Annotated in this window: 5 protein-coding genes; all 5 read left to right on the forward strand. The window is 72.7% G+C overall.

Annotated elements, in window-relative coordinates:
* The first annotated feature begins 17 nt into the window (after positions 1-17).
* Genes ACIBAF_RS40260 through ACIBAF_RS40280 form a run of 5 tightly spaced genes read left to right on the forward strand, consistent with a single transcriptional unit; the run spans position 18 to position 7,144 of the window.
* Positions 18-1,643: a PfaD family polyunsaturated fatty acid/polyketide biosynthesis protein gene (locus ACIBAF_RS40260; RefSeq protein WP_399470186.1), complete on the forward strand. Its 1,626-nt coding sequence runs from the start codon at positions 18-20 to the stop codon at positions 1,641-1,643.
* The gene (locus ACIBAF_RS40265; RefSeq protein WP_399470188.1) at positions 1,640-3,355 is read left to right on the forward strand and encodes an acyl-CoA dehydrogenase family protein; all 1,716 of its coding nucleotides are present in this window, start codon (positions 1,640-1,642) and stop codon (positions 3,353-3,355) included. Before ACIBAF_RS40260 ends, ACIBAF_RS40265 begins: the two co-directional genes overlap by 4 nt.
* Positions 3,356-3,366: 11 nt before the next feature.
* Entirely contained in the window at positions 3,367-5,133 is a 1,767-nt protein-coding gene (locus tag ACIBAF_RS40270) for an acyl-CoA dehydrogenase family protein (RefSeq protein ID WP_399470190.1), read from the forward strand.
* A 1-nt stretch (position 5,134) separates the two neighbouring features.
* The gene (locus tag ACIBAF_RS40275) at positions 5,135-5,833 is read left to right on the forward strand and encodes a 4'-phosphopantetheinyl transferase family protein (protein WP_399470192.1); all 699 of its coding nucleotides are present in this window, start codon (positions 5,135-5,137) and stop codon (positions 5,831-5,833) included.
* Between the two features lie 18 nt (positions 5,834-5,851).
* Positions 5,852-7,144, forward strand: coding sequence for an NAD(P)/FAD-dependent oxidoreductase (locus tag ACIBAF_RS40280; RefSeq protein WP_399470194.1), 1,293 nt, complete (start codon positions 5,852-5,854; stop codon positions 7,142-7,144).
* Positions 7,145-7,234: the final 90 nt, after the last annotated feature.

The raw sequence follows: 7,234 nt of genomic DNA on the forward strand, positions 1-7,234 counted from the left end.
CAAGGAGCTGCGTTTCCATGACCATGCACGTGCCCCCGCTCCGCTGGTCCGGGGAGGGGTACCCGAGCACCGACTCCGCGAGCGTCTACCAGGCTCTGGCCGAACTGGAGGCCCCCTGCTTCGTCGTCCGCGCCCCGGGCGGAACCGGCGTGGTGTCCGGCGGCGCCGCGACGGCCGGCGGAACGGGACCCGAGGTGCTCGCCGCGGCCCAGCCGCTGCCCCCGCACCGCCTGGGCTCCGCCGCGTTCCGCGCCGCCCACGGGGTGAGTCAGCCGTACATGGCCGGCGCCATGGCGGGCGGCATCGCCTCCGCGGACCTCGTGATCGCGCTGGCCCGGGCCGGATGTCTGGCGTCCTACGGCGCGGCCGGGCTGCTGCCGGAGACGATCGCGAAGGCGCTCACCCGGTTCGCCGCCGAGATCCCCGGTCTGCCGTACGCCGTCAACCTGATCCACTCGCCGAGCGAGCAGCGACTCGAGAGGGAGGCGGTGGAGCTGTTCCTCGCGCACGGTGTGCGCTGTGTCGAGGCGTCCGCCTACCTGGATCTCACCCAGCATGTGGTGCGCTACCGGCTGGCGGGGCTGACCCGGGGCGCCGACGGCCGGGTGGTCGCCGGGAACCGGCTGATCGCCAAGGTGTCGCGGCCCGAGACCGCGGAGCGTTTCATGCGTCCCGCGCCCGCGGCCCTCGTCAGCGCCCTGCTGGCGGAAGGGCTGATCACCGCGGAGCAGGCCGGGCTCGCCCACCATGTGCCGCTGGCCGACGACATCACCGTGGAAGCGGACTCCGGCGGCCACACGGACCGGCGGCCGCTGCCGGTGCTGCTGCCCACGCTGCTCAGGCTGCGGGACACGGTCCAGCGCGAGCACCGCTACCCGGTGCCGGTCAGGGTCGGCGCGGCCGGCGGACTGGGCACCCCCGGCGCGCTCGCCGCGGCCTTCGCGATGGGCGCCGCCTATGTCGTCACCGGGTCCGTCAACCAGTCGTGTCTGGAGTCCGGGGCGTCCCCGGCCGCGCGGGCGAAGCTGGCCGAGGCGGGCATCGCCGACTGCGACATGGCGCCGGCCGCCGACATGTTCGAGATGGGCGTGGAGCTCCAGGTGCTGAAGAAGGGCACGCTGTTCCCGATGCGCGCCCGCCGCCTGTACCAGCTCTATCAGGCCTTCGACAGCCTGGAGGCGATCCCGGCGGACGAGCGGGCCAAGCTGGAGCAGCAGATCTTCCGGCGCCCGCTGGAGGAGGTGTGGCAGGAGTGCGTGGGCTACTTCGAGCGCCGCGACCCCGAACAGCTCACCCGCGCCGCCGGCAACCCCAAGCGTCGGATGGCGCTCGTCTTCCGCTGGTATCTGGGCATGGCCTCGCGCTGGGCGGTCACCGGTGACGAGGAACGGAGCATGGACTACCAGATCTGGTGCGGCCCGGCGATGGGCGGCTTCAACGACTGGGTGACCGGCAGCTATCTGAAGAACCCCGCCAACCGCAGGGCCGCCGACGTGGCGCATCACCTGTTGCGGGGCGCCGCCTTCCACACCCGGCTGGCCCAGTTGCGCGTCGCCGGGGTGGGCATCCCGTCGGCCTGCGCCGACTACCGGCCGGTACCGCTGGAGACCCCGGCGGGCCAGACCCCGGCAGGCGCCCGATGAGCGCGCTGACGCCCGAGGCGCTGGAGGAGACGCTGGGCGATCCCTACGACGACGACAATCCGTACGGGTTCGCGGCGGCGGTCGCCCGCGACGAGGCCGACGCGTTTCCCGAGGAGCTGTGCGCGGCGCTGCGGGGCACGGGCTTCCATCTCGCCTATCTGCCCCAGGAGTGGGGCGGTTCCTTCGAGACGTTCGACCGCAGCATCGCGCTGGTGCGGGCCGCGGCCCGCCGGGACGTCAATGTCATGCCCGGCACCATGTTCAGCATCATCGCCGCGAGCTGTCTGCAGATCCACGGCAGCCCGGAGCAGCGCGAGCGGGTCGCGGAGATCCTGCGCGGCGGCGGGGCGGTGGCGTTCGCGCTGTCCGAGGCGGAGCACGGCAGCGATCTGCTGGCGGGCGAGGTGCGGCTGGCCGACGACGGGACGCTGCACGGCGAGAAGTGGATGGTCGGCAACGGGCAGCGCTGCGCCGCCGTCTACGTGGTGGCCCGGACCGGGGAGCGCGGGCCAGGCGCCTTCTCCTCGTTCCTGCTGGACGTCGACGGGCCGGCGGAGAACGGCGGCCTGACCCGGACGCCCTCGCCGCGCACCGGCGGGATGCGCGGCATGGACTTCGCGCAGCTGCGGTTCACCGGGCTGCCGGTGCCCGAGGGCGCCCGGGTCGGGCGGGCGGGCGAGGGTCTGGAGGTCGCCATCAAGGCGCAGCAGGCGGTCCGGCTGATGAGCATGGCCGGCTCGCTGGGCATCGCGGACTCCGCGGTGCGGCTGACCCTGGACTTCGCCGTCGAGCGCCCGTTCGGGCGGGCCCTGCTGTGCGAGACGCCGTACGCGCGCCGTGATCTGGCGGTCGCCGCGGCCGCGCTGATCGCCGTGGACGCGGTGGCGCTGGCCGCCGCCCGCGGGGTGCACGCGCTGCCGGAGGCCTTCAGCGTGTGGGGCCCGGCGGCCAAGCACGTGGTGGCCGAGGCGAGCGAGGAACTGGTCCGGCGCTGTGGGGCGGTGCTCGCCACGCGTTCGGTGCTGCGGGCCGGGGCGCCGGGCGCCGGGCTGTTCCAGAAGCTGCACCGCGACGCCCAGGTGGTGCGGGTCATCGACGCCAGCCCGCTGGCCAACCTGCGGTCCTACGCCGGGCAGATCCGCACCCTGGCGGCCGGCGGCGCGGAGGTGAAGCCGGACGTGCTGGAGAGCGTCTTCACACCGGGCGCCCCGCTCCCGCCGTACCGGCCGGCCCTCTTCGATCTCGTCACCCGGGGCGCCGACCCGGTGCTGGGCGGTCTCGGGGAGCTGGCCGAGGCCGTCGGCGAGGCGCTGCGCGAGGACGACGGTCCCGCCGCCGCTCTGGTCGCCGAGCTGGCCGGGCAGGTGGCCGCGCTCGGCGTGCAGACCGAGCGGGCCACCGCCCGCGGCGCCGATCCGAACGACCTGGTGGACCTCGCCGAGCGGTACGCCTGGCTGCACGGCGCCGCCGCCTGCCTACGTCTGTGGTGGGCGAACCGGGACCGCTCGCTCTACGGCGCCGCACCGGGCTCTGCCGGCTGGCTGGGCGCGGCCCTCGGTTATCTCCTGGCCCGCGCCGAGGGCGCCGACCCGCGCCGGCGCGGCCCCGCGCTGCTGCCCGCGCTGGACGCGGTGCTGGCGCTGCGCGAGCGCAACCGGATGTTCACCGCCCTGCCCGTCGCCCTGGCCGCCCGGCGGCACGAGACCTCCTGACAGGAGCCCCCATGCCAAAGAACGAACTGACGGCGCTCGCAGCGCAGTTGGAAAGCTTTCTCGGTGATCCGCACGATCCGGCCAGCCGGATGCCGTTCGACCGGGTGATGGCCTACGACGAGCGCGAGGAGTATCCGTTCGCGCTGGTCGGCATGGTGCGCCGGTGGGGCGTGCCGGAGTACTCGCTGCCGGGCGCCCAGGGCGGCAGGGCGGGGAACGTGGAGACCGGGTTCAACCTGGCGCGGATCGTCGCCCGCCGCTGTTCCTCCACCGCCACCGCCATGGTGATCAACAATCTCGCGTTCATGCCGGTGTGGATCGGCGGCACCGACGAGCAGAAGCGCCGGCTGATCGCGGACATGAAGGACGGCCACAGCATGTCCTGGGGGCTGTCCGAACGCGCCCACGGCAGCGATCTCCTGGCCAGCGACATGACGGCGCGCAAGGTGGACGGCGGCTATCTCGTCAGCGGCGAGAAGTGGCTGATCGGCACCGCCACCATGGCCGACCGGATGACGCTGTTCGTGCGCACCGGCGAACGGCCCGGACCGGGGGCCTTCTCCATCCTCGTCCTGGACAAGGCGCGCACCCCCGCCGACACCATCCGGGAGCTGCCCCGGGAGCGGCTGCACGGGCTGCGCGGGATGGACATCAGCGGGCTGCGCGCCGAGGACGCCTTCGTGCCGGCGGAGAACCTGATCGGTGCGGAAGGCCAGGGCCTGGAGATCGCCCTGAAGGCCACCCAGGCCGCCCGCGCGGTCATCAACGGCCTGGCGATGTCGGCGGCCGACACGGCGCTGCGCCTCACGCTGGACTTCACCGAGCAGCGGATGATCTTCGGTCAGGCGGTGAGCGACATCCCCTACAGCCGCCGCCAGCTCACCGAGGCCTTCGCGGACCTGATGATCTGCGACGCGGTGAGCCTCGGGGCGGTCCGCAGCCTCCAGGCGGCCCCGGAGCAGACCAGCGTGTGGACGTCCGTCGCCAAGTACTTCCTGCCGACCCTGCTGGAACGCACGGTGTCCCAGCTCAGCGTGGTGCTCGGGGCCCGTTTCTTCCTGCGCGGCCATCCGCGCTACGGCATCTTCCAGAAGAAGCTGCGCGATCTGCTGGTCGCCAACTTCGCCGACGGCAACACGGTGGTGAACCTGCGCAACCTCGGCCAGCAGCTGGGCGGGCTGCTGGACGGCGCGACCGGCGCCGACGAGGCGACCAGGGCGCGGGCCGCCGAGCGGGCCGCCACCCTGTTCGGCATGCACCGGCCGCTGCCGGTGTACGAGCCGTGGAAGCAGGAGCTGTTCAGCCGGGGCGCGGACGACGCGCTGCTGGCCGCCCCCGACGGGCTCGCCCGGTTGCGGGAGCTGGCCCTGGACGCCAAGGAGGAGGAGCGCGGCAGGCTGCTGCGCGCCGCCGACGCCGCGCAGGAACTGCTGGGTCACGCCGAGGAGTTGGCCGAGCGGCATACCGCGCTCCAGGCGCGGCTCGGCCGCGCCTTGGGCCAGAGCGCCGAGCTCTTCGACCTGGCCAAGCAGTACTGCCTGCTGCACACCACCGCGGCCTGCGTGCTCACCTACGTCCACTCGCACGAGGTGCTGGAGGACCCGCTGCCCAACGCTGCCGTGCTGCTGCTCCAGTTGGAGCGGCTGCGCCGGCACCTGCGCCCGCACGAGTCGATCACCGACCAGGCCGACATCGACGAGGTGATGCGGGTGCTGCGCCACCAGTACCGGGAGCACCGGCTGTTCTCGTACTGGCAGTTCCCGCTGGCCCACAGCTGAGATGACGGACCGTCATCTCTGGTTGCTGCCGGAGCCGGCCGCGGCGGCGTTCGTGGCCCGTCTCGGCGGCACGGCCCTGCTCAGCGGCGGCGAGCGGGCGCGCTGCGAGCGCACGCGTGTCCCGCGCGGTCGAGTGCGCCGGGTCGCCGCGCGACTGCTGGCGCGGCACGCGCTCAGCGCCCGGTCGGGACACCCGGTCGGCGCCTGGCGGTTTCGCACCGCTGAGGACGGCAGGCCGGAGCTGGACCTGCCGGCCGGCTCGGGCCTGCGCTTCAACCTCTCCCACACCGACGGCCTGATCGCCTGCGTGGTCACCGAGGACGGCCGGGCCTGCGGTGTGGACGCCGAGGCCTCGCCCGCCGACGCCGACGCCGTGGCACACCTGCCGCAGCACTTCACCGAGCGGGAGCAGGCCGACCTGGCGGCGGTGGCGGACCCCGAGGCCCGGGCGACGCGGGTCGCCGCGCACTGGGTGCTGAAGGAGGCCTATCTCAAGGCGCTCGGCACCGGGCTGCGCCGCCCCCTGTCCTCGTTCGCGTTCACCGGCCTGTCCGGCCCCCGCATTCGTCTCCACGACCCCGAACTACCCGTCGGGCGCTGGCATTTCGACCTTGTGCGTCCGACCCCGCACCACGTGGTGGCCGTCGCCACCGAAGAGTCCCGCCCCGGCGGTCTGAGCACCGTCACGCTGTCCGGCTGACCCCCGTAAGGAGCTTCGATGTCCCCCACCAAGCCCAGCATCGCCGTCGTCGGCGGTGGAGTCGCCGGCCTGTCCGCAGCGTATGTCCTGCGCGAGCACGCCGAGATCACCCTGTTCGAGCGCGAGGACCGCTACGGCGGTCACGCCAGCACCGTGGAGGTGGAGGACGCGGGCCAACTCCTGGGTCTGGACACCGCGTTCGTCGTCCACAACCGGCCCGGCTACCCCAACCTGACGGGCTTCTTCGGCGAACTGGGCGTAACCACCCAGCCGTTGCCCACCGGCTTCAACTTCTTCGACCTCGACTCCGCCTTCCAGTACGGCAGCGCCGAGCTGGACCTGCCGGAGGAGGAGGTGGTCGCGCGCTACCCCGAGTACTTCCTGACCATCTGGCGCGAGGCCCGCCGCTTCCACGAGGAGGGCCGCCGGGACTTCTTCCGCAAGCGCACGAACATGCCGATGGGCGAGTACCTCGACCGCAACGGCTACAGCCAGGAGTTCCGCCACGGCTACTTCATCCTGCTGTGCAGCGCGGTGTGGTCGGTGCCGGCCGAGCTGATCTGGGAGATGCCCGCCACCACGGTGATCGCCTTCTTCATGGCCCACGACGAGGGCGGCCTGGGCGGCCGCCGCGTCGACTGGCGGACGGTGACCGGGGGTTCGGTCTCCTATGTGCGCAAGGTGCTCGCCGCGATCGACCCGAAGGTGCGGCTGTCCGAGCCGGTCACCGGGATCCGGCAGCTCGAGGACGGGGTCGTCGTGCGCACCGGGTCCGGCGAGGAGCGCTTCGACCACGCGATCGTCGCCACCCATGCCGACACTGCCCGCACGCTGCTGGAGAACCCCACCCCGGCCCAGCAGAAGCTGCTCGCGGACCTGCGCTACAACGCCTCCACGGTCGTTCTGCACACCGACGCCTCGGTGCTGCCGGTGGAGGAGAAGCGGTGGGAGGCGTGGAACTACGGCAAGGTGACGCTGGACGGGGAGCCGCGCACGTACGTCGTCTACTACATGAACAAGCTGCACGACTTCGAGTCGACGACCGACTACTTCGTCACCCTCGACTACCCGCTGCCGATCCGCGAGGAGTCGGTCATCCGGACCTTCCACTACGAGCACCCGGTCATCGACATGGCGATGCGCGACGCGCAGGCGACCGTCTACGCCGTCAACGACGGCCCCCGGGTCAAGCTGTGCGGCTCGTACTTCCACTCCAAGCAGCAGTACCACGACCAGATCGGCTCACACGAGGCCGCATTCTCCTCCGGCAAGGAAGCCGCCGCCCAACTGCTGCGCGAATTGAGCCGCTAGGAGTTGTCTTCAAATGTCACGCCCACATCAGGAGCGAGGCGAGCGTGACAGCTGCCTGGTAGGACTCGGCGGTCTTGTCGTAGCGGGTCG

It is taken from the genome of Streptomyces sp. NPDC051677 (assembly GCF_044453465.1).
Lineage (GTDB): Bacteria > Actinomycetota > Actinomycetes > Streptomycetales > Streptomycetaceae > Streptomyces.

What these genes read in the sequence shown, in the direction of transcription:
- ACIBAF_RS40280 (WP_399470194.1), top strand. Translation starts at nt 5,852, where the DNA reads ATGTCCCCCACCAAGCCCAGCATCGCCGTCGTCGGCGGTGGAGTCGCC.
- ACIBAF_RS40275 (WP_399470192.1), top strand. Translation starts at nt 5,135, where the DNA reads ATGACGGACCGTCATCTCTGGTTGCTGCCGGAGCCGGCCGCGGCGGCG.
- ACIBAF_RS40265 (WP_399470188.1), top strand. Translation starts at nt 1,640, where the DNA reads ATGAGCGCGCTGACGCCCGAGGCGCTGGAGGAGACGCTGGGCGATCCC.
- ACIBAF_RS40260 (WP_399470186.1), top strand. Translation starts at nt 18, where the DNA reads ATGACCATGCACGTGCCCCCGCTCCGCTGGTCCGGGGAGGGGTACCCG.
- ACIBAF_RS40270 (WP_399470190.1), top strand. Translation starts at nt 3,367, where the DNA reads ATGCCAAAGAACGAACTGACGGCGCTCGCAGCGCAGTTGGAAAGCTTT.